Raw genomic sequence first — 26,517 nt, forward strand, 5'->3', positions numbered from 1 at the left:
AGTTTGTGCCTGGACGGAATTTCCTGCGTTTAGCAGCCCCCAGGACAGGCAATTATTGCGCGAAAAGCTCGCTGCGAGCCAAGCAGGAGTACACTTCATGCAGTCGCGTCATCTGCGGTATGGGCGGCACACGGCGCAGTTGTCGACCTTGATCGGCAGCGCCTTTGCCGACATTGCGATGGGCCGCACGGTCACCAATCCGCTCGGCGGCAGCCTGGCAATGGTGCCGATGTACACCGGAAAGCCGTGGTCCTATTCCTCATGGGCGCGTATTGCCGGGTGAAGGATATGGTGCCTGATCCCGGTTTCCGTGTCGAAACGGGAACAGAGTGAAATGCCGAACTGGATGTTCTTTTCAGAAGTTCCTGCCGCGCGAGGGCCAAGTTTCGAAGACTCTGCGGAAACAGAACAGTCAAACTGGCTGGAAGAGCGGAGCAACCCTTCCTTATGGCAGGCAGGCTCCAGAGGACATTCGATAGGCAAGGCTTGCCCCTTCGGAGAGTTCTCCAAGAAAAAAGGGAACAGAGTCCGGTACACGGACCGGATTTCATAAGGGAGCCGCCAGGATGAGCAGAACCCGTCTCTCGCAGCCTCAGCGCGCGAAGCGCCGAGAAGGCCAGACTACGGCCGCTACGGTGATGCGCTTCTGCTCAAAGGGCGATGAAGCGGTCCGCAACAGGGTGGACGCGCTCGGTTGAAAGGGGAGGTGATCTCGATGGTCGCAAGCATCCAGGCTGTAGCCCCCCACGATGTGGCGCTTTCGGTGCGCGACCTCACGGTGAATTTGCCGCAAGGCATGGAACGGACCCATGCTGTCAAGGACATTTCCTTCGATCTGAAACGCGGCCAGATACTCTGCATCATAGGCGAGTCCGGATCGGGTAAGTCGGTCACGGCGAACGCGATCATGGGGCTACTGCCCAAGGTGATCCGCCTCTCATCGGGTGTCATCCAGCTGGAGGGGATGAACATCATCGGCATGTCGCCCGACAAACTGCGCAACCTGCGTGGACGGGTCGTGTCGATGATCTTTCAGGACCCGCTCTCGGCGCTCAATCCCCTGATGACGGTGGGCGCGCAGATTGACGAGGTCATGGCCGCGCATGGCTTCGGCACGCCACAAATCTGTCGAAACCGCGCTATCGAGCTGCTCACTGAAGTAGGCCTGCCAGATCCCGAACTCATGTATCACCAGTACCCTTTCCGGCTTTCGGGCGGGCAGCGGCAGCGCGTCATGATCGCCATGGCCTTGGCGCTCGAGCCGACGGTGCTGATTGCGGATGAACCAACCACCGCGCTCGACGTCACCACCCAGGCTCAGATCCTGCAACTGATCCGCGACATTCAGCGGCGCAAGGGCATGAGCGTGATGTTCATCACCCACGATTTCGGCGTGGTGGCCGAGATCGCCGACAGCGTCGTGGTGATGGAAAAGGGCAATGTCGTCGAACAGGGCAGCGCCGAACAGGTGCTGAAGTCGCCCAAGCACCCTTATACCCAGCGCCTGATTGCAGCCGTACCGCATTTGACCGGCGAAGATCGCCCTCGTCCGGAGGCTGCCAGCAAGGAGCCGATCCTGAAGGTTGAGGGTCTGGTGAAGACCTATCGCGGCGGCAGCGCGCTGTTCGGCGCGCAACGAGTTGTGACAGCGGTCAACGAGGTGTCGTTCGAACTGGCGCCCGGCCGCACGCTGGGGGTCGTAGGCGAGAGCGGTTCGGGGAAATCCTCGCTGGGCCGGCTGCTGATCAAGCTGCTGGACAGTGACGGCGGCGGGATCTTGTTCGAGGGCTGTGACATAGCCAAGCTTTCCGAAGCGAAGTTCCGCCCACTTCGACCGCGGATCCAGATGATCTTCCAGGATCCCTTCGCTTCTCTGAATCCACGCTCGACGGTCGGCCACATCATGACGGTAGGTCCGGTGGCGCACGGGATGCCTTATGCTCAAGCGCGCGATGAAGCGCGTGCACTTCTGGCCCATGTCGGTCTCGATGCCGGCGCTTTTGGCCGCTACCCGCACGAGTTCTCGGGTGGGCAACGCCAGCGCATCGGCATCGCTCGTGCGCTGATGTTCAAGCCGAAGCTGTTGATTGCCGACGAGGCGGTCTCCGCACTCGACGTGTCGATCCAGGCGCAGATCCTGCAGCTTCTGGACCAGATCCAGCGCGAGACGGGCGTGTCGATGGTCTTCATCACGCACGACCTGCGCGTCGCCAGCCAGATCTGCGACGAAATCGCGGTGATGCAGAAGGGCCGGATCGTCGAGCGCGGACCGCCCTCGCAAATATTCCTGAACCCGCAAGCAGCCTACACGCGCCAACTGGTAGCGGCAATTCCAGGAGAGCGGCCGGGCAATGCCCGTCCAGTAGCAGCAAACGCATAAGAAATAACGAGAGAGGAACTACCATGACCAAAAATTCATCGACTACGTCCAACTACTCGAGGCGCGAAGCGCTGCGACTGATGGCGATAGGTGGGGCTGCAGGCCTCATCGCGCCCAATCTGTTGGGCAAGCCCGCCTTCGCCAAGACCCCTCCTGCAGGCCCGGCCGGTCGCGTCATCGTCGGCCTCTCCCAAGAGCCGACCGTGTTCAATCCGCTGATGGCGCATATCGAAGTCGATGACGCGGTCCATTTCTCGGTTTTCGACGCGCTGGTCCGCATGGATCCCCAAGGTGGCCTACATCCAAACCTCGCAGCCGAGGTGCCAAGCCAAAAGAACGGCGGCATTTCGGAGGACGGTCTCAACTGGCGCATCCGGTTGCGTGACAATGCCCGCTGGCACGACGGTGAGCCCTTCACGGCCGAGGACGTGAAATTCACCCTTGAACTCATCACGAACCCGAAGTTTCGCGCTTGGCGCACGAGCGGCCATTCGCTCGTGCAGGACATCACAGTGGTTTCGCCCACCGAGATCACATGGCGGATGAAGGAGGCTTTTGCGCCCTATCTTTCGTTCTTGGCCGAAACGTTCATCGTGCCCAAGCACATTCTGGAGAAAGAGGCCGATCCGAATACAGCCGCCTTCAACCAGGCGCCGGTCGGCACCGGCGCATTCAAATGGAGCCAGCGCGTCGCAGGTGATCACATCGAGCTCGTCGCCAATCCTGAGTACGCGGGCGAAGGCCCCTATGTCGAGCAGCTCATCTTCAAATACATCCCCGACATGACGGTGCTCTACACGCAATTCAAGAGCGGCGACGTGGACCTGGTCGATCAGTCGTACATCACCGCCGACCATTATACTGAAGCCCGCGAACTAGCAGACCGCGTGGTGACACTTGAGACCGGGTCATCCCTGGAGTCGATCTACCTCAATTTGGGCCGCCCGCAGTTCAAGGAGTTGGCAGTGCGCCAGGCGCTCTACGCCGCCTTGGATAGGAAAGCGATCGTCGACACGATCTATTACGGCGTGGGCACTCTCACCGAGACCTTCATGCCGAAGGAGTCCTACTACTACGACCCGAACCTGCCGGTTCAGGAGTTCAATCTGGACCGGGCGCGCCAAATCCTTGATGAGGCCGGCTGGGTGCCGGGGCCGGATGGAATCCGCGCCAAGGATGGGGTGCGACTGTCCTTCTCGAACTCGACAACTTCTGGCAACAACCTCCGCGAGCAGACGCAGCAGTTCCTGCAGCAGACGTTTGCCGAGATCGGCGTCGAGATGACGATCTCGAATTTGCCGGCTGCAGTCATGTGGGGCGAGTTCTGGCTGAAATCGCAATTCGACACCGCCATGGTGGGCGTCACCTATCTGATTGCCGCGGACCCCGACGCCACAAACCGGCTCCATACGAAGGCAATCGCCGCTCAGGGCGGACACGGTTCGAACACCGGGCAATATTCCAACCCTGAGGTCGATGCCCTGCTCGAAAAGGGCGCTCGCAGCTTCGATCCGGAAGAACGACGCGGGATCTATAATCGCGTGCAGGAAGTGGTGCGCCATGATCTGCCCTTCCTGCCGCTGTTCGCGTACACAATCGTCCTCGGGCGCAAGAAAGGGTTGGACGGCTTCGAGCCCAACGCCAACACCCGCACCGCGTCGTGGGATGCCGCAGCCTGGCAGTGGAAGGCCTAATCCACGCAGTTGCCGCCGCCCCGCCGATTCCGCCGCGGCGGCGGCAACAGACTAAAATCATCAACCCACAATGGAGGGACTCGAATGCGCGGCTTCCTGCTCAATCGCCTCTCGCAGAGCCTGGTGCTGCTTGTGATCGTTTCGATCATCGGCTTCGGCATTCTGAACCTCCTTCCCGGCGGCCCGCTGGCGCAATTCGGGCTCGATCCCGGAATGACCCAGCAGGATATCGAGCGTCTCAAGGGGCTGCTGGGCCTCGATCGACCCATATGGATCCAATATCTGGACTGGGCATGGCGGCTGGTGCGGGGCGACTGGGGTCACTCCTTCCGCGACGGAGCGCCGGTATTGGAGGTGATCGGCAGCCATCTCTTTGCCACGCTGCTGCTGATGGGGTCCTCAACCGCAATTGCGATCTCCATTGGCGCCTGGATTGGAATCCGAGGCGCCACGCGCCGCTACTCGCTGTTCGATTATCTTGCAACTGTCGGGGCCATGGTTGCGTTGTCGGTCCCCACCTTCTGGTTCGGACTCGTCGGCATCTACGTCTTTTCCCTGAAGTTGGGTTGGCTGCCTGCGGGTAATATGTCCGAGATCGGCGACGCCTCGATCCTGGGCTACCTCCACCATCTGATCCTGCCAAGTATCGTGCTGTCGCTGGTCCATGTCGCGATCTGGAGCCGCTACATGCGGACGGCCACTCTCGACGCCATTAGTCAGGACTTCGTCAAGACGGCTCGGGCCAAGGGGTTGAGTGAACGCCGGATTCTGATGAAGCATGTCGTCGGCAACGCACTTTTGCCGATGATTACCTTGGCCGGGATGCAGCTTCCCAGTGTCCTCACTGGCGCGCTCGTGACCGAAACCGTCTTTACCTGGCCAGGAATGGGACGGTTGTTCCTCGATAGCCTTGGTTACAGCGACTATCCGGTTGTGATGGGGCTGCTGATGTTCTCCGCCATCCTCGTTCTGCTTGGAAACCTGATCGCCGACATTGTCGTCGCTATTGTCGATCCGCGCATTCGTCTGGCTTGAGCGCGCAACTTCCCCGACAGGAGACAGCCGATATGACCGCTTTCACCGCAAATGCAGCTCCAAGCCGATGGAGAAACAACCGCGCGGCACGTCGTTTCATGCGTCATCGCTTGGCGCTGCTCGGGTTGGCGATGATCATCTTCCTGAGCCTCGCTTGCGTCCTCGGCCCCCATCTCCTGCCTTATGACTCACTGTATATCGATCTGCGGGCCCGCTTTGCCCCTCCGCTGACGGGCTACCACTTTCTAGGTACCGATCCGCTTGGCCGCGACGTGGCGGCAAGGCTTTTGATGGCGGGACGAATCTCGCTGCTGGTCGGTTTCTTTGCCATGGTTTTGTCGACACTCATCGGTACCCTGGTCGGCGTAATTGCCGGCTACCGCGGCGGCTGGGTCGGGGCCACGCTGATGCGCACGGTCGATGGATTCCTGTCATTCCCATCGATCTTTCTGCTGCTGGCGCTGGCTGCCGCACTGAAGCCCAGTCCTGTGATGATCACCGTCATTATCGCTCTCACCAGTTGGATGGAGGTTGCCCGCATAGTCGAAGCGGAAGTCCGCTCGTTACGCGAACGCGAGTTCGTCCTAGCCGGGCGAATGCTGGGATTGAGCGGCACCCACATCATGTTCCGCGAGATACTGCCCAACGCCATGGGGCCGATTATCGTCGCTTCCACCTTGACGGTCGCGCGCGCCATTCTCATGGAAGCCTACATCAGTTTCCTCGGCTACGGGATCCAGCCGCCACTGCCCAGCTGGGGCAACATGCTCAATGGCGCCCAGCAATATCTGGGCAGCGCACCTTGGCTGGCAATCATTCCCGGAGCTGCAATCACCATCGCGGTAACCAGTTTCAATTTCATCGGTGACGGGCTGCGTGATGCGCTCGACGTCCGAGACGACCACATCTGAAGTTTCACCGACCGTAGATTACCCCTGCAATGCAGCGAGAAGTCAGCCACGTGCAAGAGCCTCATATCGCCGACAAGAACACACCCTACTGGTGGGAAGCAGCGCCCGTCATGCCGCTGCCGCGGCAGCCGGTCGCAAAGAACCTTGACGTGGCAATTGTCGGCGCCGGTTATGCCGGGCTTTCGGCCGGGCTTGCGCTGGCGCGCGAAGGACGCTCGGTCGCAGCCTTTGATGCGATGAATCCGGGCGAGGGTGCTTCCACCCGCAACGGCGGGATTACGAGCGGGACCATCCGGCCGGACCATGCCACGATCACCCGGCGCTTCGGTGAAGAGAAGGCCATGGCGATCGAGGCCGAGGGCAAGGTCGCACGCGAATTCCTCTACGACTTCATCAAGACCGAAGGGCTCGACTGCGACTTCCGACTGGTTGGCCAGTTCAAAGGCGCTTTCGGATATGAACAATATGAGAAGATGGCGCGGGGCGCCGAGACGCTGGCGAAGAAACTGGGGATCGAGTCCTACGCGGTTCCGCATGCCGAGCAGCGAAATTATATCGGCACCGACTTCTACCGCGGCGGGACTGTTCGGATGGACATTGGCGGGCTGCACCCCGCAAAATTCCATGCTGAGCTCCTGCGGGTGGCGCTCGCATCCGGGTTGACGGTCCATTCGCATACAGTGGTCAAGTCGATCGAGAGGGACGGTTCGGGGTTCCGCGTCGCGACTTCGGCAGGGACGGTGGATGCACGGCAGGTTCTGGTCTGTACCAACGGCTATACCGACGGCGCCGCTCCCTTCCTGCGCCGCCGCCTGGTTCCTGTCCGCAGCCGGATCATCGTCACCGAAGAACTTGCGCCCGATGTCATGGCGCGACTGATGCCGAAGCTGATGACGATCACCGAGAACCGGCAACTCGGTTTCTATTATCGTCCCTCGCCAGACGGGAAACGTATCCTGCTGGGCGGCCGTGACAGTTCCCGCGTCGGCGATCCGGCGGCGCCGAAACTTCTCCTTCGCAAGGGCCTGGTGAACCTTTTCCCGGAGTTGGAGAACGTGCGCCTTTCGCATTGCTGGTTCGGCAATGTGGCGATGAACCGAGACATGCTGCCCCGCATTTTCGAGAAGGACGGCGTGGTCTATGCAACTGGCTTCTGCGGTTCGGGCGTGGTCTGGGCGCCATGGATTGGCATGCGTGCGGCCCACAAGTTGATGGGGCATGGCGAGCAGTCGCGCACTGCGTTCGACTTTCGACCGCCTTCGGCCGTCCCGCTCTATTGTGGCAATCCGTGGTTCATGCCGGCGATTATCCAGGGCTATCGGTTGCAGGACCGTCTCGCCTTCTGGCGCGACAGACGCTAGTCGCCGACATCGGGGGCGATCCGTGGTTCATGCGGGCAACCCTTTGGCGCGCCCGCCGCTGACACGACTGCAGGATCGCGCGGGATCACCTTGTTGCCGGAGAGTGTCGAAAAATCCGTCGGGACTGGGGCCTGGTGCGAAACTGATCAGCGGTGGGACGCCTTTGCGCGGATCAGCGCGTCGGCCATGTAGAGGTCCTGCAGGGAGACGCCGGAACTGTCGAAGACCGTGATCTCATTGTCGAAGCGGCGTCCGAGCGCACGCCTTTCAATAACGTCGCCGATTTGTGTTACCACAAGCACGCCGGCGTCGATCTCGTCGCGCACGTATTGGAACTCGCCGATCTGGACGGACTGGGAAAGCAGATCACAAAACAGACGTGCCTTGGGAAACAATTCGCTCGGCAATTCGCGTTTACCCGTAGCATCCGACCTGATGCTGACGATATGGGTTCCGGGTCCCACCCAAGCGGCATCGAACAGCGGTTCGCGTGCGGGTGTCGCCGTCACCACGATATCGGCCGTGCGCACGGCTTCTTCCGGCAAGGCAGCGCGCGCCTTCAGTCCCCTTTCGCCGATCTGATCGACAAAAGCGTCGCGCCGCGGCGAAGGCCGGGCCACGACCAGCACGGTTTCGATTGGGCGGATGCGTGCCAGCGCCATCACTTCGAAGCTCGCCTGGTTGCCGGCCCCGAAGATCGCCAGAACCTTGGCTTGCTTGCGCGCAAGAAGATCGGCCGCAATCGCGTCGGCGGCGGCCGTCCTGTAGGCGTTGACCTTCCCGGCCTCGACTACGGCGCCGAGCCGACCTGTATGCTGATCGAGCAGCACGATGGTCGAGTTATGGCGGGGAAGGCCACGTGCCGGGTTGCCCGACCAGAAGGAGCCAATTTTCACGCCGGTCAGCTCGCCCGACGAACCGGATTTGATTGAGAAGGTATTGGTCACCTCCTGTGTGCGCCCGAGAACAGCCGGAAAGACCCAGCTCTGCCGCGATGCTGCCGCCACGAGAGCCTCGCGCGCCGCCTCGAAAGCAAGTTCATGCGTGACGAGGGCGGCTGACTCCTCTTCGCTGATGTAGATCATCCAAAATTCCTCCTGGGCATCGCCGATCGGGCAACCACGAAGCGGCGATTCAAGGTGCCAGGTATTCCTCGCCCGATTTGCACGATTTGACATGCCGAGGAACTGCATAAAACGAATAATACCGCTGATTTGAAGGGGCAAAACAGCAGCGAAATCTGTCCGCCGGGCGCGACCCTAAGATCCGACTTCAATCCGACTCTGGATCAACTGACAGCGTTGCACCTTATGGCCTTTGAGCATGACAGAGATTTCGTCAGCGCCCCGATCGAGCTGATGAAATTGGAAACCCGCCATTTGCCGGGCGCACTGAAGCTGTCGCAGGAGATGGCCTGGCCCTACCGTCAGGAGGATTGGGAATTTGCCCTGATGGTCGGCAATGGCCTGGTCGTTGAGCGGGCAGGACAGGTGATTGGCACGGCCATGTCCTGGAATTACGGACAGTCCTATGCCTCGGTCGGAATGATCATAGTTACTGGCTCCGCGCAAGGCGGTGGCAACGGCGCCCGGCTCTTTGATGGATTGCTTGAGGCGACACACGGTCGCAACCTGCTGCTCAACTCAACCGAAGAGGGGCTGGCGCTCTACAAGCGACGCGGCTTCACTGCCTGGGGCACGGTGCTTCAGCACCAGGGCTCGCTGGCTGTCGCCGTGACGCGGAGTACCCGCGGCGACATCCGTCAAGCGACAGCCTCTGACCTCGCGGCAATCCAGGTCTTCGACGAACGGGCCACGGGCATGCCCCGGCTGCCGATGGTGGCTGCGCTCGCCGATGTGGGCAACGCATTGGTCATTGAGCGCAGGGGACGGATTGCAGGCTACGCTGTCGCGAGGAGGTTTGGCCGCGGCTATGTCGTCGGCCCTTGTGCAGCCGAGAGCGACCACGACGCGCGGCTTCTGATCCTGGCCCAGCTTTCGAAGCTTCACAATCAATTCGTTCGCATCGACGTCTATGCCGAGGATGGATTGGGCGACTGGCTTGCGAGCCTTGGCCTGCAGCGGTCCGGCAGTGCGACCGCCATGGTCAAAGGACAACGACCCGTCGCCGAGGGGCCAGCCCATATGTATGCGTTGGCAAACCAGTCGTTCACTTAGGAAACGAGACTATGAATAAGATGGCGGCAAGCCTGGCGGCGAGCGAGACGGCTAGGACGATCGACGCCTTGGTCACCCCGACGCTGCTTCTCGACCGTGGCCGGCTCGAGCACAACATCAAGGGTCTGGCTGAGCGCGCCAGGAAGCTTGGCGTGGTGCTGCGCCCGCATATGAAGACGGCCAAGAGCATCGATGTCGCCCGATACGCGTTCCATCGCGAACGCGGTCCGATCACGGTCTCGACCATCGCCGAGGCGGAGTATTTCGCGGGCCATGGCTTTCGAGACATGACCTACGCGGTCGGCATCTCGCCGGCCTCGGCCAAGCGGGCCATGGAGCTTTGTCGCCGCACCGGCGCTGATGTGAAGCTGTTGCTCGATTCGGTCGGGCAGGCCGATGCCCTGGCCAGTGTCCGCGAAGCCACCGGTATGACCCCATCTGTTTTCATCGAACTGGACTGCGATGACCATCGCGGTGGCTTGAGGCCGGACGACCCGAAGTTGCTCGACGTGGCCGGCAGTGTCGTCGCGGCCAGTGCCAAACTCGTCGGCGTTCTCGCCCATGCAGGCGAATCCTATGGCTTGAACACGCCCGATGCGCTGGTCAAGGCAGGCGAGAACGAGCGTTCAGCCACGGTGCGCGCCGCTGAAATCCTGCGCGCCCATGGCCATGCCTGCCCGATCGTCAGCGTCGGCTCAACGCCGACAGCGCATTTCGCCAGCAATCTTGAGCGGGTCACGGAGCTGCGCGCCGGGGTCTACATGTTCTTCGACCTGGTCCAGCACGGCGTTGGGGTGTGCGAACTCGACGACATCGCGATTTCCGTAGTGGCCACGGTGATCGGGTCCAAGCCGGAAAAGGGATGGGTGCTGGTCGACGCTGGATGGATGGCGCTTTCGCGCGACCGGGGAACCGCAAACCAGCAGATCGACCAGGGTTACGGCGTGGTCTGCGACGAAAAGGGGCGGGTGCTTGAAGATGTGATCGTGGCCCAGGCCAGCCAGGAACACGGTATCCTCGCCATTCGTGCCGGCTCTGGAAAGTCCATGCCCGAGTTGCCGCTCGGGACTCGGGTCCGGATTCTGCCCAACCATGCGTGTGCGATGGCCGCCCAGCATGATTTCTACAGCGTCGTCAACGGGGACAGCCCCAAGATTGAAGCGCGTTGGGAGCGGATGCGCGGCTGGTAGGCGCGCGACTACGCTCGGATGTCGCCCCACTCAAATCAACACTGGTGGTCAAGAAAATGAAGTTTACCTCTTACTGGCTGGATACGTCTCAGCCGTTCAATGAAGGGTCGTCCAAACCGCTCGAAGGCCACTACGACGTGGCGATTGTGGGCGGCGGCTTGACGGGCTCCTCCGCAGCGCTGGCCCTTGCCAAAAAGGGCGCCCGGGTTGCCCTTTTGGAGGCCGAAACGATCGGCAATGCCGCGTCCGGCCGCAATGGCGGCATGTGCAACAACGGCTTTGCCCAGAACTATGCAATCATGGCTGGCAAGCACGGCAAGCCGGCCGCAAATGCGCTCTACAAGGCTTTTGACGCCGGCGTCGATATGGTCGAGCGGCTGGTGCAGGAAGAGAAGATCGACTGCAGCTTCTCCCGCGTCGGCAAGCTCAAGCTTGCCGCCAAGCCCGAGCACTACGACATGCTGGCGCGCAGCCAGGAACTACTGGCTGCCAATGTCGATCCCGACACCAGGATGATCGCGCGCGAGGACCTGCGAACCGAAGTCGGCACCAACCGCTACCATGGCGGGCTGCTCTTTCCCAAGAGCGCGGGCATGCATGTCGGCCGGTTCGTCCGGGGCCTCGCGACCGCCGCTGCCCGGCGTGGCGCAGAGGTCCATGAACGCTCGCCCGTCATGGCGATGCGCAAGGTTTCAGGCGGGCATGAGGTAACGACGCCAAAGGGCAAGATCGTCGCGCGGCAGGTCCTGTTGGCAAGCGGCATTTCCCAGGTTGGCCCGCTCGGCTGGATCCGCCGGCGCATGATCCCGGTCGGCGCATTTCTGATCGTGACCGAGCCGCTGTCGCCCGACCACCTTAGGCGTCTCATGCCGACTGGGCGCATGGTCGTCGACACGCGCAATCTCGTTGTCTACTGGCGGCTCACGCCGGACAATCGCCTTTTGTTCGGCGGGAGGGCGCGCTTTGCCGTGTCCAACCCTCAATCCGACGAAAAAAGCGGCCGGATACTCAAGGCGGCGATGGTCGAGGTCTTTCCGGAACTGGCCGGCACCCGCATCGACTACTGCTGGGGCGGCATGGTCGATATGACCCGCGATCGCCTGCCGCGCGCCGGAGAGCGCGATGGCATCTATTACTCGATGGGCTATAGCGGACACGGGACCCAAATGTCGACGTTGATGGGCACCATCATGGCCGACGTCATGGACGGGCACCCCGAGCTCAATCCCTGGAAGGATTTCGACTGGCCAGCGATCCCCGGTTATTTCGGGCGCCCCTGGTTCCTGCCGATTCTCGGCGCCTATTACCGCATGAAGGACCTTGTAGGGTGATGACGCCCCTCGAACGCCTGGCCCGCAACGGCCACCTGGACAAGTTCTTCATCGACGGTCAATGGGTTGAGCCGAGCGGCACCGCGACGGGCGTCGTCGTCAATCCCGCCACAGAAGAGGTTGTGAGCCAGTTTCCGCTTGGAAATGGCGAGGACGTTGACGCGGCCGTTGCAGCGGCTCGCCGGGCATTCGCCACCTGGAGTCGGACCACGCCAGAAGACCGCGCGGGTCTGCTCGATCGCCTGCAAGCGCTGCTCGAGGCGCGCGGCGAACTGCTGGCTCAATGCCTGAGCATAGAAATGGGCGCGGCGATCGGCTATGCGCGCAGCGCCCACGTGCCGCTGGCGATCACGCATGTTAAGGTCGCTCGCGATGTGCTGACAGACTTTCGCTTCGTCAAGCAACGGGGGCAAACCGCCGTCACCCACGAACCGATCGGTGTCTGCGCCTTGATCACTCCGTGGAACTGGCCACTTTACCAGATCACCGCCAAGGTTTCGCCGGCGCTCGCTGCAGGCTGCACGATCGTGCTGAAGCCGAGTGAGCTTTCTCCCTTGGACGCCCTGCTATTCGCCGAGGCAATCGAGGAAGCCGGCTTCCCTGCTGGGGTTTTCAACGTCTTGCAAGGTGATGGTCCAGGCGTGGGTATGGGTCTCGCCTCCCATCCGGATGTCGACATGATCTCCATTACCGGGTCCACCCGCGCGGGCATTGCGGTGGCCCAGGCGGCGGCGACCACGGTCAAGCGTGTCGCGCAGGAGCTGGGCGGCAAGTCGCCGAACGTGATCCTGCCAGACGCAGATCTCGATCGTGCCGTTTCTCTGGGCGTAGCCGCCGCCTTCCGCAATCTCGGCCAGTCATGCAGCGCCCCGACGCGCATGATCGCGCCACGCGCGCTGCTCTCCGAGATCGAGGCAATCGCCAAAAGGGCCGCAGCCCAGATCGTCATTGGCGATCCTCTTTCGGAAACCACAACTCATGGTGCAATCGCAAACCGTGCCCAGTTCGACCGCATCCAAACCATGATCGGCGTCGGCATTTCTGAGGGCGCCCGGCTCCTCGCCGGCGGACCGGGTCGTGCGCACGATCTGAACGTCGGGTTCTATGTGAGGCCGACCATCTTTTCCGACGTGCGCACGACCATGCGCATTGCCCAGGAAGAGGTCTTCGGGCCAGTTCTCTGCATCATCCCCTACGACACAATCGAGGAGGCCGTCACCATCGCCAACGACACGGTCTACGGTCTGGGGGCCCATGTGCAGGGCCAGGATGTGGACGCCGTCAGGGACGTGGCCTCGCGGATCCGCTCCGGTCAGGTGCATCTCAACTACCCGACCTGGGATCCGCACGCCCCGTTTGGCGGTTTCAAGCAGTCCGGAAACGGACGCGAATATGGGATCGAGGGCATGTTGGAGTATCTCGAGGTAAAATCCATCCTCGGCTATTTCTAGGCGACATCTTCGCCAAGCGCAGAGCGCGCGCCCGTGGGCCGCGCCGAGCTCCTGGACTGCGCTCACATACGAACCTGACAATTTGCCATGGCTCCGCAGGGCGGGCGATCTGCTGAGAAACCTGGTCGAGGCCCGGTAGCGAGGCTTGGTCGATCTAGAATGCCGTCGAAATTAGAGATGTCCGGCCGTAGCGGTCCAGCCGGTCGAGTCTGTACGTTTCGTAAATCGAATTGAACACAACCGTGGATAGATTACCATCGCCCTGGGCCGCGTATGGGGAGGGTGGATGAGTAAGGTGAAAAGGGTCAGTCCGGTAGTAGAGCAAGCAATCGCCGCAGTCCTCAATAGGGAGGATCGTGGTGACACCATCTCGATCACAGCGACATTAAACGCAGCACGGCAAGCCGCCCCTTATCTGGTCGCATCCGACGAAGAGCTTACCGAGGCGATCGTCGAGGCAGCAACTGCCCTGGGCCTGTCCGTGGCTTTCGACGGTCGGGAATAGCCGTCGGCTCACAAGTTCTTGCTCGGTACCCTGGCGCGCTTGCTGCGAGCCCACGCGATGACGCGTGCGTGCTCGTCCGCCATAGCCGCGTCGAAGCGGCTGTCGCCACTGAAAGCCATGGCAAGTGCATTTGCGCAGAGTTCGGCGTCCCGGAAGCATCGCCGATGCCTGCGCAGTGACTGCGTCCTTGTTATAGCCAGCATCGCCAACAATCGCCCAGCCTGGCCCGTATGGCTTGCTGGGCAACGCTGCGCCAGCGAGTGGCCTCTCGCGCCTTGCTGCGCCAAGACGGTCGGCGAGGCAGGCCATCCCGGCTCCGATCAAGAGCTACGCGCGCCAGCCGGCCCACCAAGGTTGCCGCGATCACCCGTGATGTCGTAGAGCCTACGGTCGGCGGTTAAAATTGGTGGAGAAGAATATATGGCAGAGCACCCGAAACTCGTCTCGACTGCCAAGTCGCATGGCGGCGCCCAGCATGTTTACTCTCATCTTTCGACGAGCTGCTCGTGCGAAATGACGTTTGCCATTTTCGTGCCTCCGCAGGCACGGGAAAGCCGTTGCCCCGTGGTGTGGTACCTCTCCGGACTCAGCTGCACCCATGCGAATGTAATGGAAAAAGGCGAATACAGACGTATTGCCGCCGAACTTGGCGTGATCGTTGTCTGTCCCGACACCAGCCCGCGTGGTGCCGACATTCCGGATGAAAAGGACAATTGGCAGTTCGGCAGCGGCGCCGGTTTCTACCTCGACGCGACGCAAGAGCCGTATGCCAAGAACTATCGCATGTATTCCTATATCGTCGAGGAGCTGCCAGCCGTGATCGGGCGCGAATTTCCCGCCGATATGGCGCGCCAGTCGATCTTCGGCCATTCGATGGGCGGGCATGGCGCGCTGACGATCGCACTGAACAATCCCGCGCGTTTCAGAAGTTGCTCGGCCTTTGCGCCGATCGTGCAGCCAAGCACAGCCGGCTGGTCGAAGCCGGCTTTCGAAAAATATCTCGGCCTGGATGAGGCCTCGTGGCGGCGCTACGATGCCACTTCGCTCATCGAGGATGGACACCGTTTCCCGGAATTCCTGGTCGATCAGGGAACGTCAGACGGTTTCCTCCAGGAGGGCCTCAGGCCTTGGCTGCTCGAAGACGCCTGCTCCAAGGCAGGCATTCCGTTGAAATTGCGCATGCAGGACGAATACGATCACTCCTATTTTTTCATTTCGACATTCATGCATGACCATATGACGTGGCATGCCGAACGGCTTTCACGAGGGTAGGCCGTAGGAATAGTCGGCAGTCAGGCGGGCTCGGTGACGACGCCGATGCGCCGGTAGACGAATGGTTCGTCCTTCGAAGGAACCGTCGCAGCGCGCTGGGCCTCGTCGATCAGCATTGCCATGCGCGCATGAATCGGCGATTTCGCGCAAGCCGGGTCCGTCGCGGCGGCATCGCCGGCGATTGCCATCGCCTGGCAGCGACAGCCGCCCCAGTCGATCTCGCGCCGCTCACAGTTGCGGCAGGGCTCCTGCATCCAGTCCGTGCCTCGAAAGGCATTAAATGCCGGGGAATCGGTCCAGATCGCGGCCAGGCTGCGTGTTCCAAAACGCTCGAAGCCGAGCGACGGGATGGTCTGGGCGGCATGGCATGGCAGTACGGTGCCGTCCGGCGTCACCATGAAGGCGTCGCGCGCCCAGCCGCCCATGCACGGCTTGGGATAGATGGCGAAATAATCCGGCGTGACGAAATCGATGTTCATGATGCCGGTGAGCCGTTCGCGCGCCGCCGCGACGATCTCCGCCTGGCGGTCGACGGCAGCACGCTCGGGCATCAGTTGATCGCGATTGGTCAGCGCCCAGCCGGCGTACTGTACGTTGGCGATCTCGAGACGCTCCGCACCCAGCGAAAGGGCCAGATCGATGAATTCCGGTACCTCCTCGATATTGTGGCGATGGATCGGCGCGTTGATGGTAAGCGGCAAGCCGGCCGCGCGAGTGCGGCGTGCCGTTTCCAGCTTCTTTTCGTGGCTGCCCCTGTGATTGCCGATGCGCTCGGTGGTCGCCGGCCGTGCGCCTTGAAAGCTCAGTTGCAGATGGTCCAGCCCGGCTTGGGCAAATGCCTCGATGCGGCCATCCGCAATGCCGACACCGGCGGTGATCAGGTTGGTGTAGACGCCGCGCGCCGAAAGCCCGGCGATCAATTGCTCGAGATCGCGACGCAGCGTCGGTTCACCGCCGGACAGATGCACCTGGAGAACGCCAAGATCGGCGGCCTGCGAGAATAGGTCGAGCCAGCTCTGCGTGTCGAGTTCGCGATTGGCCTTCAGCAATTCGAGCGGATTGGAGCAATAGGGGCATTGCAGCGGGCAGCGATGCGTCAGTTCCGCCAGCATGCCGATCGGGGGGAGAGGGGGCTCGCTCATAGCTTCACCAGCAGCTTGTCAGACCATTCCTGCAGGAAGGCGATGACATCGGCCGCCACAGCCTCCTGTTCGGCATCATAATCTGCGGCAAGGCCGGCAATGATGTGGCCGACCGTGGACCGCCCATCGCAGCGGCGCAATATGTCGAGGCTGATCTCGTTTGGCCAGAACACCTTTTCGGGCGACAGCACGGCGAACGCCTGGCGCACGGGGTCATACTGTATGCGCACGTGCTTCGGCAGCGATGGAACCGACTGCAGCGACACCATGGCTCTTTCGCGCAGTGCCATCATTGGGCTGCCTCCGGACGGAAGGCGCCGGGCGGGATATTGCCCGGCTCGCCATAGGCGTGTTGAAGCGCGTCGAGCATGGCCCAGAGTATATCGCATTTGAACACCAGTGCATCGATCGCCTGCTGCTGGCGCTCCGTCGTGTCGGCATGTTCGAGCACATAGGCGAGCGCGAAGTCGGCGTCGCGCGAGGCCTGTTCGGGCCGTCGGGTGAAATAGGCCAGCGTGTCCTCGGTGATATAATCGTATCTGACCAGCATCGCGGGTACCCGCTCGCCGATGATGAGCGGCGAGAACATCTCAGTCAGCGACGACGCGACCGCCTCCAGCAGGGTCCGGTTCGTGCAAAAGGAGAGGTAAGCGCCAACCGCAAAACGTGTCGCCGGCAGGGCCAGCCTCTCGCTCTTCACCGCGTCGGCATCGAGACCGAGCGAGGTCGCCAGGTGCAACCATCGCGCAATACCGCCGCTCCAGCCGTCCTCGCCGTCATGATCCTCGATGCGTTTGCGCCAGGCGGCGCGAAACGCCGGATCCTCGGCATGCGCGAGGATCATGGCATCCTTGCGCGGAATGACCGCCTGATAGCAATAGCGATTCAGCGCCCAGGCCTGCATCTCGGTCCTCGACAGCGCACCGCTGGTCATCCTGTGATGGAAAGGATGGTGGTTGTGATAGCGTTCGGCACCGACCTGCCGCAGCACGGCTTCGAGCTCGCTTGAGGACAGGCCGTTGCTGGCTGCGTCGTGGAAATCACTCAAAGTTCCATCTCCATCCCGTCGCAGGCCACTTCCCAGCCAGCCGCTTTGACTGCTGCATGCTCGGCAGAATTCTCGTCCAGAACAGGATTGGTGTTGTTGATGTGGACGAAGACACGGCGGCCGATCCTCACATCGGCCAAGCCGGCGATCGACCCCGCATCTCCCGACATTGCCAGATGCCCCATGCGCGCACCGGTCTTTTGGCCGACGCCGGCAGCAATCATCTCGTCGTCGGTGAAGACCGTGCCGTCGAACAGAAGGCATGCGGCATCGGCTAGACGCGTGCACAGGGTCGCATCGATGCGGGCGCAGCCGGGGATGTAGAAGACGGAGCCGCGACTGCCGGCACCGGCGATACGGACGCCGATCGTGTCGCCGGCATCGGAGCTGAAATTGGCATCCGGCTGGCCTCTTTCTTCGAGATAGAGGGCTATCTTCCCGGGCACGGGAAAGCTCTCGACAGCCACCCCGGTGTCGTGGCCGTCTGCGTCGCAGATCGACAGTTCTTGCGCCGGCGGCAAGATGCGTCGCGGCACGAGCGCCGGATCGAGGACATTGAAAATCGAATTCGCCTCCAGCGTCGCCAGAACCTGTGTCGTTGCATAGATAGCGAAAGGCTGCCGCTCACGCAGGCTGAGCAGGCCGGCGACATGATCGACATCGGCATTGGTCAGCACCACCGCGCGAATAGGTGTCGAGCGCAGCGGCGCATCGTGCGCGGGCTGCAATTCAGGCGTTGCCGCGATCTGCTGGCGAATGTCGGGCGAGGCGTTGAACAGAATCCAGCCGAGTCCATCCGCCGACGCGGCGACACTCGATTGGGTTCGTGAATGCACGCCAGCTACCCCGGTGCGAGCCGCACGGCTCAGACGATAATTGCAGTTCCATTGCGGAAAGCCGCCGCCGGCCGCCGATCCGATGATTCTCAAGCGCATGAAAACGCCCGCCCCGCGGCTTCTCTGACCAGCAGCCAATTTGCAGCCGCAAAAAACGGCCCGCCCGCTTTGCGCGCCTCAAACTCTTTCACGAAAATCCCATACGGCAAGGGGATGCGTGCCCCTGTTGCCAGGGACACGCACCTCTGCGGCCTACTTCTTGGGAGTAATTTCAGCAGGCAGATACCGCGAAATTTCAAAGCCCGCAGCAACCTGACACATGGTCGGTTTTGTCCAGCTCTTCTTCATAACATTTCTCCTCTTCTACCAGCCCGAAGGGGCCGATCCGGTGGTTAGCCAACCATTGCAGGGCACCGAAGCAATGGCCCGTCCATCACGTTCTCAAAATGGACAAATGAACACAAGGTTTTGAAAGACCGAAAAACAAAACTATCGAAAGTAGCTGTAGTCTTCTCTTCAATTGTTCATCGCGTAGGTTTTTCCTCCTCCTGACCCATCCCGACTATTGCGTAATCGGATTGTCGTGCTCGTCGATCAGCGGCACATTGTAACCCAGCAGGAGCTTGGTGATCTCCGCCTGGTTTTCCCTGATCACCCGGTTGAGCGTCCGTTTCCATTCCTGGTCGGACGGACGTACGCCCATGGTGATGCGGTAGGACATGCGCGAACCGGTTTTTTCCTTCAGCAGCGGAACAATGGTGACATCGGCTCCGAGTTCCTTGGCATAGTAACCTGCCATCGGCCCCCACAGGACCGCCGCGTCAATCTTGCCGGCGAACATGTCCTTGATCATGACCTCCCCCATGGAAGGAGTGACGCGCGTATCCACCGCGAGTGGATAGATCTTGGCGGTCCGCAGAAGCTTGTTGGCGGCCATGTTGGCGGTTGGCGGCGTGCTTTCGACGACGCCGATTCTCTTGCCGGAAAGTTTCGGGTCTTCGAGCGTCTCGATGCCTTCCATGCCGTTGCCTTTGGGGTATACGAGCACATAGGCGGAGCGGTAGTAGGCATTGGTGTTCTGCACCAGTTCATCACCTTGGGCGTAGCCCATGATGATGTCGCATCGGTTGGCCCCAAGCGTGTTGCGCACAAAGCCGGTGACAGTGGGAAACCACGTGTAAGCGACTGATTTCCGCCCCGTCTTCTTGGCAACCAGTTCAGCCAGCTTGTTTTCGAAGCCTTGGCCGTTCTTGTCGGTAAAGGGCATGTTCGAGGGATCGGCGCAGACGCGCAGAATGTCGGGATCGACCAGTTCGCCCGCAGCGCCAAGCCCGGCATTTTGTGCCAGAACATTCGACGGCAGCAAGGCGAGCGCGCCGAGGATCGGCAGAACGACGCGCAGCTTCGATGCAGTGCAGCCGGTCATATCATCCACCCATGCAGGATGCTTCGGCATCCTTGGCTGCCTGAGCCTTGTTTTCGTGCTTGGGCGGCCTGCCGCGGGGTGCCGCGCCATCGGCGCGCGCGCGCAGATAGACGTAGAGATCGTCCAGGTAACAATAGACGTTCTTGTTGTCGCCAAAGGCAGGCATGACGTTTTCCTTGCCGCCGCCGACATTCTTGCGGCCCTCGGCGACGATCGACAGGAACGTGGCGTAATCCATGTTCTTCAGGCTATTAGCCAGGGCAGGCGCATAGCTCGAACCTGTGGCGTCCTGTCCGTGACAGACATGGCAATCTGAGTGATACCGGCGGTACCCGCTGAAGGTGTACCAATCGACGGTTCCGTTTTCGATCTTGTAGGTCGGATTTCCGTCCGCATCTAAATATTTGCCTCCTTCTTGCTTCACCGCCTTGGCTTTCTCCATGCTGTCTTCGGCCCGTACCAGACTTGAGCTGGCCAGAGGCAGCAGGACCAGGGCGAGAGCGGAAACTGCAATGCGAACGATCATTCAGGCTCTTCCTTCGTTTGCCAGAAACCCTGGCTGCCGTCGTGCAGCGGCATTGATCGGAGTTGGGTGCGCGGCGCAATCGAGAGCCCGGTTCCCGGCTTCGGGGTGACCCGGGCTCTCGTTTTCGAACCTAGCCGTAAGGCTCTTCCCGGTTATCAGTCCGGGAGGCCGAAGACGGTGAGCTGCCCGCCCAGCGTCGTATAGTCGGCAAGTGCCGCGTAACCGCCGACGGCACCCAGACCAGCGGTTCCAACGACCGCGGTCTCGTCGCCCTGCGCACGGCCCTGATCGACGGCGCCATGCCAGGCAGCGGCGTTGTCGGGCGAAAGCAGCCCCCCTGCCAGACCGATACCGGCCCATCCACCGACGCCGGACAGAACGGCGACGTACTGCTTGCCGTCATGCTCGTAGGTCGTGATGTTGCCGATGATGCCGGACGGGGTCTTGAACTTGTAGAGTTCCTTGCCGTCCTTATCGACCGCCTTGATGTAGCCTTCGAGGGTACCGTAGAAGACGACGTCGCCATCTGTCGCCAATGCGCCCGACCACACCGAGAACTGCTCGGGCTTCGACCAGACGATCTCACCCTTGGCTGCATCCCAGGCAATGAAGTTGCCCATGTTACCGTCACCGCCAGGCGCCGCATACATCGACACGGTGGCGCCCACATAGGGCTGACCGGCGGTGTAGCTCACTTTGTAAGGCTCATAGTCCATGCAGACATGGTTGGTCGGCACGTAGAACAACCCGGTCTTCGGCGAGTAGGCGGCCGGCTGCTGGTCCTTGGTTCCAAGCGCGGCCGGGCAGATACCGGTCGAGTTGGTGTCTTCGCCGTTCTGCTGGGTCGAATACTTGGCGACGACCTGCGGGCGGCCATACTGGTCGCTCTTGGGATCCATGTTGACTTCCGTCGCCCAGTTCACTGCCGGATCGTATTTCTTGGCGACGAGAAGTTCGCCGGTGGCTCGATCCATTGTGTAGGCAAAGCCGTTGCGGTCGAAATGCACCAGCACGTCGTGCTTGGCGCCGTTGACCTCCATGCCATCGACGAGAATCATCTCGTTGATGCCGTCATAGTCCCACTCATCATGCGGGGTCATTTGGTAGAGCCATTTGGCAACACCGGTATCCGCATCGCGAGCCATGATTGTCATGGACCAGCGATTGTCGCCTGGGCGCTGGACCGGGTTCCACGTCGAGGGATTGCCGGTGCCGTAATAGACCAGGTTCAGCTTGGGATCATAGGAATACCATCCCCATGTCGTGCCGCCGCCCGTCTTCCACTGTTCGCCTTCCCAGGTGTTCGTGCCGGAATCCTTTCCGACAGGCTTGCCGAGATGGGTCGTCTTCTCGGGATCGAGAAGGGTGTCTGCATCAGGACCTTCCGAATAGGCTTTCCAGGCGAGCTTGCCGTCTTTCAGATTGTAGGCGGCCAGCCAGCCGCGAACACCGAATTCAGCACCGGAGACGCCCACGAGCACCTTGTCCTTGATGACTACGGGTGCCGACGTGCCGGATTCGCCCTTTCCGCCGTCGGTCTGGTCTCCGTTCTTGACAGACCAGACGACCTTGCCGGTCTTGGCATCGAGCGCGACGACGGTGGTGTCGGCCTGGTTGAGAATGATCTTGCCGTCGCCATAGGCAACACCGCGATTGACCGTGTCGCAGCACATGATCGGAATGACGTTCGTGTCCTGCTTGGGCTCGTATTTCCACAGGATCTTGCCGTCATTCTTGAGGTCCAGAGCATAGACGTTGTTTGGGAAAGGCGTGTGGACATACATCACGTCGCCGATGACCAGCGGCCCGCCTTCGTGACCGCGCAGCACGCCGGTGGAAAAGCTCCATTTGACCTGCAGGTTCTTCACATTGTCGGCAGTGATCTGGTTGAGTTTGGAATAGCGGGTGTTGGCGTAGTCACCCGTCTGCATCGCCCAGTTCTTCGCATCCGATGCGAGCTTTGCAAGGTCTTCATTGGCCGAAGCCGTATAGGCAGCGCCGAGCGATAAAAACGCCGCAGTCGTCAGAATGTAGGTAGTTTTCGCAAGTACACGCATCCAAAATCCTCCCGGGTTCGCAGTGAAGAATCGACCGTCAAGCCCCACAAGGGCTTGCCCAAGCAATTCATGTTGGGAAGTTATTTTCCGGCAGCTGTCACGACCTACCCCGAAGCAGAGGGCACCGTTACCGCCCGCCCCCCTTGGTCTTCGAAAGACTGCCGCCGCTCCCTGATGACGGTGGCGCTCTTGAAGCCGGAAACAGGAAAAAGCTATGTCATCGTAAAAGGCCAGGCAAGCAAAAACCTACAATGGGTCGCTGCGCTGCAATATCGATTATGGTGCGATGCAATATTTAGAAACAATTAAAATAAGCACCGTGTGAAAAACTAATAAGAGGATGGCCGCCAGCTGCGACATATATAGCAGACATATTGTTCCCGTATTCTCAAGGTGATACACATTTGACTTTATTTCGATATATTCTACGAGGCACCTCGGAGTAAGTATGCGTGCATCTCGCTGGCTGCCGATAGTGAGCGACGCATGAAATGAACGCGTGAAGGAGGGTGCGCAGCGGGTCATGAAGCTGGCTCTTGTCGGTCGATAGGGCATTCCTCCTTTGGTCCTATACGCAGGCCATGGGAGCTTGACTGGCTTTGCGGCACGTCGCCAATTGGAGCGATGATCCCGTCTGGACGCATGGTGTCCAGGCCAACTGGAGGTTCCTCATGATAAGGTCTGTTGGATCTCTCACCTTGCCGGTGGCCTTTGCGGCGACGCTGGCTTTTGCGAACTTGGCCAACGCCGCGGGAGACTACCCGACGGCAACGATTGCCGACTACGTGCTCGGCTGCATGCAAACAAATGGCCAGACACGTCAGGCGCTTGAAAGCTGTTCCTGCTCGATCGATGTTATCGCCTCGATCCTTCCTTACGATCACTATGAGAGGGCGGAGACCTTCAAAAGCATGTCGCTGACGACAGGGGAGGCCGCAGGGTTGTTTCGCGAAAGCGCGCCAGCGAAGGCGGCGCGCACGGAACTGAAACGCGCGCAGGCTGAAGCCGACGTACGTTGCTTTTAATCAGGCGAAACAGGCGCGCGTGGCGGTGCCTCACAGTCTCGCCGTTTCTATTGGCTATTGGCTGCGAAATACCTTGCAATCCGTGTCCGAGCCGTAAGGCGATCAGGCCACACCCGGAAATTTTTGCTGGAATGACCGCAAAAGGTCGCTCATCACCTGTGGATTGCGATGTTGTCGCGGCAGTCTTACGTCGAACATGCCGAGCACGTGGGCTGGGCGCTGCGCAAGCACGATGATGCGGTCCGACAGCATCAGTGCCTCGCGCAGATTGTGCGTTACCATCAAGGCGGTCGTAGGCCGCGCTGACCAGACGGTCAAAAGCAATTGCCGAAGCCGCTCGGCGGTCTGTTCGTCGAGGGAGGCAAAGGGTTCGTCCAGGAAAAGTACCGCCGATTCGGTGGCGAAGGCCCTGGCAAGCGCTGCCCTGCGCGCAAGGCCGAGCGAAAGCTCCGCCGGATAGAGCGAGCGCATGCCGGCGAGGCCGAGAGTGTCAAACAGCTCGTCGAGACTCTTCGCTCTTAGGCTTTTCGGCAGCGCCAGCCTGACATTCTGCTCCACCGTGCGCCATGGCAGCAAAGTAGGCTCCTGGAACACGGCGGCGATGCGGTTCGAGCCGCCTTGCGGCAGTTGGAAAGAGCCGGAAAAGTCTTTGTCCAGTCCAAGCAGGATGCGCAACGTCGTGGTCTTGCCGCAGCCCGACGGCCCAAACAGGCAAGCGAATTCGCCCGGCCGGACCTCGAAGGACAGACCCTGTAGCGCCGTGATCGACACGCCTTGCGCGGACCTGAAGGTCTTTTCGGCGATGTCGACCCTAAGCGGGACGGCGGCGCCAACGGGTTGCATGTCGTTCAATGGGCTGCACCAGGAGGAGTTCGATGACAAGCATCACCGCCACGAAAGCCAGCGTGTACGCGAGAATGGCGGCGACGTCGAAGAGCTGGAAATAAAGATAGATCTGGAAACCGACGCCATTGGAGCGGCCGAGCAGTTCGACCACCAGGACGATCTTCCATATGAGGGCGATGCCGGACCGCGAGGCCGCGGCAAAATAGGGCTGCAGTTGCGGCAGCAGGACATGGCGGATGCGCTCGAGTGGGGCGAAGCGGTAGACGGCGGCCATTTCGGCATAACGCGGATCAAACGCCCTGGCGCCTTCGCGCATCGTCACCACGACATTCGGGATCTTGTTCACGGCAACTGCGCCAATCGCCGCCGCCTCGTTGAGGCCGAACCAGATATAGGCGAGCACGATGACCACCAGCGCGGGAATGTTGAGAAACAGGACCAGCCACGGACTGAAGAACCGGTCCGCACCGCGGTAGCTGCCGAGGATGACGCCGATGACCGAGCCGATAATCATTGCGACGACGTACGCCGCAGCAACTCGTCCGAGCGTCGCGCCAAGATGATAAAAAAGGTCACCGCTCGCCGCTTCCCTGAGCAGGACCTGCCAGACCTGCCCTGGTGGGGGGAAAGCACGGCTTTGCCACAGATGAGCCGCGAGGCCCCACAGCAGGCAAAGTCCAATCAGGGAAACCGTTACCGTCAGCGCTGGCGTCAGCGGCGTCGCAAAGCCGGATCGACCCGACTTGTCTTCCTTTGCGGTCATTTCGCGAGTTCCGGCCAGAACGTGCCGGGCGCCATCTCGGGCGCCCTGCCAACCAGCTTCACGCCGCCTATCGCGGCCAGCACGTGATAGAGTTTGCCCGCATCGACCGCTTCTTCGGCGACCGGCCGTCTTGGGATGCCCTGGCGATAGCGGTCGCGCAGTTTTTCCAGCTCCTTGCCTTCTGCTCGAATGAGCGGCGCCAGGCGCAGCCATTCATCATCGGATTTGGCCAGCAAGTCCTTGGCCTGCTTGGATGCCTTGACGAAGCCCCGGGCGGCATCCGGATTGTCGCTAGCCCATTGGTCGTGGAAGACGTAGCCGAGTGCCGACACGGGGCCCGAGGCACCAAGCGCCTTCGTCGCGTCATCCGCGCCGATCAACCGACGAAAGCCATTGGCCTCGAGCCGGGCGCAGAAATGCCAGAAATTGAGCACGGCATCGAGTTCGCCTTGCACCGCCTTTTCAGAAATCAGCGGCGGCGCGCCAAAGACGACGTCACAGGCTGTCGGCAGGTCGAGGCCGTGATCGCGTCTGGCCAGCGCCTGGACCAGTAGCCAGCTCTTGTCGAGCGGGCCGCCGGCGACACCGATGTTCTTTTCCTTGAGGTCGGCGAGCGTCCGGATCGGCGATTCCTCCTTCACCATGATTGCCCCCACGGCGGTCGAATAAGGGGCCAATGTAAGGTCGCCGCCCTCGGAGCGCTGGCGCGAGACCCACAGCCAGTCGGTCACGATCATGTCGATCGCGCCGGCCAGCAGCGCGACGTTGGTCGCATCCTCCCCGGCGAAGTAGACAATTTCCAGATCGATCCTGTTGGCCTCGTCGAGCTTGTGGCGTTTCAACGTATCGAGTTCCCAGCTCACGGTGCCGAACTTCAGGACACCAATTCGGACCTTAGCGGCCGCAAAGACGGCAACCGGCTTTGAGGCGAGAATGGCTCCCAGAGCCGCCAAGCGCAGCGTCGTGCGCCGCGAAATCATCATGGCGTCTCCTCTTTCAGGGTCGTCGACGAACCAGGAATGCCGATCAAATCGCTCGTTCCTTGCTCGGAACGGCACATTTCCAGCGCACGACCTTGAGACTCGGATGTTCCTGAGACCATTTTGCGATCTCGGCGGGCGCCAGGAACATGCATTGGAACAGAGAGCCGCGGCTCTCGAAATAGAGATGTTCATCTCGGCAATTGCCCGGGTTGGCGCTAAGGCACACCGTTAATATGAGATCGACCATGTCCATTTGGCACTTATCGTCGCCTGCGCGGCGAACTCTCCAGAGTTCGTGCTTTGGAGTTGCGCGGATTCCTGAAGGTGCCCAAACAGCAAACCGGTTGGAGTGAGGCTACGCGTTCGGCCAACAGGCGTCAATGATATGGACCGCGTGTCGCTACGATGTGGACCGCGTGTCGCTACACACTTCCCGTCGCGCAGTCGGGAAACGAAACAGGACCTTTGTACGATTGACTTCCTTCATCGGCGGTCTAGCTTTTCGAGGCGTGCAGGTGCTGCCAGTCCGGGGAGGAAGGACGAATAGTTCGCACTCCC

The 26,517-nt window shown here is 61.1% G+C and carries 25 protein-coding genes; 13 read left to right on the plus strand and 12 right to left on the minus strand.

All coding sequences use genetic code 11. The features are described 5' to 3' along the window. The first annotated feature begins 97 nt into the window (after positions 1 to 97). The 6 genes from X773_RS64140 to X773_RS64165 all read left to right on the plus strand — a co-directional run bounded on the left by X773_RS64140 (position 98) and on the right by X773_RS64165 (position 7,381). Complete coding sequence (locus X773_RS64140; protein ID WP_023678805.1) at positions 98 to 283, plus strand: hypothetical protein; 186 nt, start codon at positions 98 to 100, stop codon at positions 281 to 283. Between the two features lie 432 nt (positions 284 to 715). Beyond that, positions 716 to 2,380 carry an ABC transporter ATP-binding protein gene (locus tag X773_RS64145; protein ID WP_023678806.1) on the plus strand — a complete coding sequence of 555 codons (1,665 nt, stop codon included), beginning with the start codon at positions 716 to 718 and terminating at the stop codon, positions 2,378 to 2,380. Positions 2,381 to 2,403: 23 nt separating this feature from the next. Next, positions 2,404 to 4,074, plus strand: coding sequence for a peptide ABC transporter substrate-binding protein (locus tag X773_RS64150; protein WP_023678807.1), 1,671 nt, complete (start codon positions 2,404 to 2,406; stop codon positions 4,072 to 4,074). Between the two features lie 84 nt (positions 4,075 to 4,158). Further along, positions 4,159 to 5,109: an ABC transporter permease gene (locus X773_RS64155; RefSeq protein ID WP_023678808.1), complete on the plus strand. Its 951-nt coding sequence runs from the start codon at positions 4,159 to 4,161 to the stop codon at positions 5,107 to 5,109. Positions 5,110 to 5,141: 32 nt separating this feature from the next. Further along, positions 5,142 to 6,020, plus strand: coding sequence for an ABC transporter permease (locus X773_RS64160; RefSeq protein ID WP_023678809.1), 879 nt, complete (start codon positions 5,142 to 5,144; stop codon positions 6,018 to 6,020). A 50-nt stretch (positions 6,021 to 6,070) separates the two neighbouring features. After that, positions 6,071 to 7,381 carry an FAD-binding oxidoreductase gene (locus X773_RS64165; RefSeq protein ID WP_023678810.1) on the plus strand — a complete coding sequence of 437 codons (1,311 nt, stop codon included), beginning with the start codon at positions 6,071 to 6,073 and terminating at the stop codon, positions 7,379 to 7,381. 146 nt (positions 7,382 to 7,527) lie between these two features. Here X773_RS64165 and X773_RS64170 read toward each other — a convergent pair whose 3' ends face one another. Further along, entirely contained in the window at positions 7,528 to 8,466 is a 939-nt protein-coding gene (locus tag X773_RS64170) for an ornithine cyclodeaminase family protein (RefSeq protein ID WP_023678811.1), read from the minus strand. A 129-nt stretch (positions 8,467 to 8,595) separates the two neighbouring features. Here X773_RS64170 and X773_RS64175 point away from each other — a divergent pair, with 129 nt between their 5' ends. The 6 genes from X773_RS64175 to fghA all read left to right on the plus strand — a co-directional run bounded on the left by X773_RS64175 (position 8,596) and on the right by fghA (position 15,307). Continuing rightward, positions 8,596 to 9,558 carry a GNAT family N-acetyltransferase gene (locus X773_RS64175; RefSeq protein WP_245274769.1) on the plus strand — a complete coding sequence of 321 codons (963 nt, stop codon included), beginning with the start codon at positions 8,596 to 8,598 and terminating at the stop codon, positions 9,556 to 9,558. An 11-nt stretch (positions 9,559 to 9,569) separates the two neighbouring features. After that, the gene (locus X773_RS64180) at positions 9,570 to 10,748 is read left to right on the plus strand and encodes an alanine racemase (protein ID WP_051406192.1); all 1,179 of its coding nucleotides are present in this window, start codon (positions 9,570 to 9,572) and stop codon (positions 10,746 to 10,748) included. Between the two features lie 56 nt (positions 10,749 to 10,804). Next, entirely contained in the window at positions 10,805 to 12,079 is a 1,275-nt protein-coding gene (locus X773_RS64185; RefSeq protein WP_023678814.1) for an FAD-binding oxidoreductase, read from the plus strand. Next, complete coding sequence (locus tag X773_RS64190; protein ID WP_023678815.1) at positions 12,076 to 13,530, plus strand: aldehyde dehydrogenase family protein; 1,455 nt, start codon at positions 12,076 to 12,078, stop codon at positions 13,528 to 13,530. Before X773_RS64185 ends, X773_RS64190 begins: the two co-directional genes overlap by 4 nt. 286 nt (positions 13,531 to 13,816) lie before the next feature. Beyond that, entirely contained in the window at positions 13,817 to 14,035 is a 219-nt protein-coding gene (locus tag X773_RS64195) for a hypothetical protein (RefSeq protein WP_023678816.1), read from the plus strand. Between the two features lie 420 nt (positions 14,036 to 14,455). After that, the gene (gene fghA, locus X773_RS64205) at positions 14,456 to 15,307 is read left to right on the plus strand and encodes an S-formylglutathione hydrolase (protein WP_023678818.1); all 852 of its coding nucleotides are present in this window, start codon (positions 14,456 to 14,458) and stop codon (positions 15,305 to 15,307) included. Between the two features lie 20 nt (positions 15,308 to 15,327). On the opposite strand, the gene pqqE is transcribed toward fghA, so the two are convergent. From pqqE to X773_RS64240, 7 genes are all read right to left on the minus strand, one after another. Further along, positions 15,328 to 16,449, minus strand: a complete 1,122-nt coding sequence (gene pqqE, locus X773_RS64210) for a pyrroloquinoline quinone biosynthesis protein PqqE (protein ID WP_023678819.1) — start codon at positions 16,447 to 16,449, stop codon at positions 15,328 to 15,330. Then, on the minus strand, positions 16,446 to 16,742 hold the full coding sequence (gene pqqD / locus X773_RS64215; protein WP_023678820.1) for a pyrroloquinoline quinone biosynthesis peptide chaperone PqqD: 297 nt from the start codon (positions 16,740 to 16,742) through the stop codon (positions 16,446 to 16,448). Before pqqD ends, pqqE begins: the two co-directional genes overlap by 4 nt. Further along, positions 16,739 to 17,497 (minus strand): pyrroloquinoline-quinone synthase PqqC, encoded by a 759-nt coding sequence (gene pqqC, locus X773_RS64220; protein ID WP_023678821.1) that lies wholly within the window; start codon positions 17,495 to 17,497, stop codon positions 16,739 to 16,741. Before pqqC ends, pqqD begins: the two co-directional genes overlap by 4 nt. Then, positions 17,494 to 18,432, minus strand: coding sequence for a pyrroloquinoline quinone biosynthesis protein PqqB (gene pqqB, locus X773_RS64225; protein ID WP_023678822.1), 939 nt, complete (start codon positions 18,430 to 18,432; stop codon positions 17,494 to 17,496). Before pqqB ends, pqqC begins: the two co-directional genes overlap by 4 nt. 463 nt (positions 18,433 to 18,895) lie before the next feature. Then, the gene (locus tag X773_RS64230; protein WP_031212302.1) at positions 18,896 to 19,759 is read right to left on the minus strand and encodes a substrate-binding domain-containing protein; all 864 of its coding nucleotides are present in this window, start codon (positions 19,757 to 19,759) and stop codon (positions 18,896 to 18,898) included. Between the two features lies 1 nt (position 19,760). Beyond that, positions 19,761 to 20,201: a c-type cytochrome, methanol metabolism-related gene (locus X773_RS64235; RefSeq protein ID WP_036239057.1), complete on the minus strand. Its 441-nt coding sequence runs from the start codon at positions 20,199 to 20,201 to the stop codon at positions 19,761 to 19,763. Positions 20,202 to 20,440: 239 nt separating this feature from the next. Beyond that, positions 20,441 to 22,342, minus strand: coding sequence for a methanol/ethanol family PQQ-dependent dehydrogenase (locus tag X773_RS64240; RefSeq protein ID WP_023678825.1), 1,902 nt, complete (start codon positions 22,340 to 22,342; stop codon positions 20,441 to 20,443). Positions 22,343 to 23,013: 671 nt separating this feature from the next. On the opposite strand from X773_RS64240, the gene X773_RS64245 reads away from it, so the two are divergent. Next, complete coding sequence (locus X773_RS64245) at positions 23,014 to 23,367, plus strand: hypothetical protein (RefSeq protein ID WP_023678826.1); 354 nt, start codon at positions 23,014 to 23,016, stop codon at positions 23,365 to 23,367. Between the two features lie 102 nt (positions 23,368 to 23,469). On the opposite strand, the gene X773_RS64250 is transcribed toward X773_RS64245, so the two are convergent. The 4 genes from X773_RS64250 to X773_RS74950 are packed head-to-tail and all read right to left on the minus strand — an operon-like array spanning position 23,470 to position 26,212. Beyond that, complete coding sequence (locus X773_RS64250) at positions 23,470 to 24,210, minus strand: ATP-binding cassette domain-containing protein (RefSeq protein WP_023678827.1); 741 nt, start codon at positions 24,208 to 24,210, stop codon at positions 23,470 to 23,472. Further along, positions 24,179 to 24,976, minus strand: a complete 798-nt coding sequence (locus X773_RS64255; RefSeq protein WP_023678828.1) for an ABC transporter permease — start codon at positions 24,974 to 24,976, stop codon at positions 24,179 to 24,181. Before X773_RS64255 ends, X773_RS64250 begins: the two co-directional genes overlap by 32 nt. Further along, positions 24,973 to 25,959 carry an ABC transporter substrate-binding protein gene (locus X773_RS64260; RefSeq protein ID WP_023678829.1) on the minus strand — a complete coding sequence of 329 codons (987 nt, stop codon included), beginning with the start codon at positions 25,957 to 25,959 and terminating at the stop codon, positions 24,973 to 24,975. The genes X773_RS64255 and X773_RS64260 overlap by 4 nt, the downstream gene beginning before the upstream one ends. Positions 25,960 to 26,002: 43 nt before the next feature. Continuing rightward, on the minus strand, positions 26,003 to 26,212 hold the full coding sequence (locus X773_RS74950) for a hypothetical protein (RefSeq protein WP_023678830.1): 210 nt from the start codon (positions 26,210 to 26,212) through the stop codon (positions 26,003 to 26,005). Between the last annotated feature and the right edge of the window lie 305 nt (positions 26,213 to 26,517).

Source organism: Mesorhizobium sp. LSJC280B00, assembly GCF_000502835.1.
In the GTDB taxonomy this organism is placed as follows: domain Bacteria; phylum Pseudomonadota; class Alphaproteobacteria; order Rhizobiales; family Rhizobiaceae; genus Mesorhizobium.